Raw genomic sequence first — 689 nt, forward strand, 5'->3', positions numbered from 1 at the left:
ATCCAGCACCCGCGCCACGCCGTGGCCGGAGATGGCCCGCTCCACCTCGATCGCCACCGCCTCGTGCGTGGCATCGTCGACGATGGTCAGGGCCTTGAGCATCCGGCCCTCGGCGGTGCGGTCGAACACGAAGTCCATCGACCAGACCTGGTTGGCCGCTTCAGGCCGAAGCAACGGCTGGCGCGCGCCTAGCAGTACCTTCTTCCGCTTGCGCCGGCGCACCTGCAACCTGGCTTGCTGATACAGCCGCTCCACCCGCTTGTAGTTCACCGGCCACTGCTCCTGCCGCAGCTTCAGATAGATCATCGCGACGCCGTAGCGCTTGTAGCGCTGCGCCAGCGCCAGGATCCGCTCGCGCAGCTCGACGTTACGATCCGGACGCGGGACGTAGCGCAGCGCGCTGGCGCTCATCCGCACCACGGCCAGCGCCCGACGCTCCGTGAGCCCGCGCTCCATCAGCTGCCGCACCAGCATCCTGCGCGCCGGTGCGGTCACCACTTTTTTCGCAGGGCGTCCTTGATGACGTCGTTCTCGAACAGCTGCTCGGCCAGCAGCTTCTTCAGCCGCGTGTTCTCCGCCTCCAGCTCCTTGAGCCGCTTGGCCTCCGGCACGCTCATGCCGCCGAACTTGCTTCGCCACAGGTAGTAGGAGGCCTCGCTGAACCCGTGCCGCCGGCACAGGTCCTTCAC

1 pseudogene is annotated in these 689 nt (G+C 67.5%); it reads right to left on the bottom strand.

Features of this window, described 5'->3' with window-relative positions:
* Nucleotides 1-689 (bottom strand): annotated as a pseudogene (locus tag SLW55_RS20560) (transposase); the annotation flags it as partial.

The sequence above is a fragment of the Xanthomonas sp. LF06-19 genome, assembly GCF_034105425.1.
Lineage (GTDB): Bacteria > Pseudomonadota > Gammaproteobacteria > Xanthomonadales > Xanthomonadaceae > Xanthomonas_A > Xanthomonas_A sontii.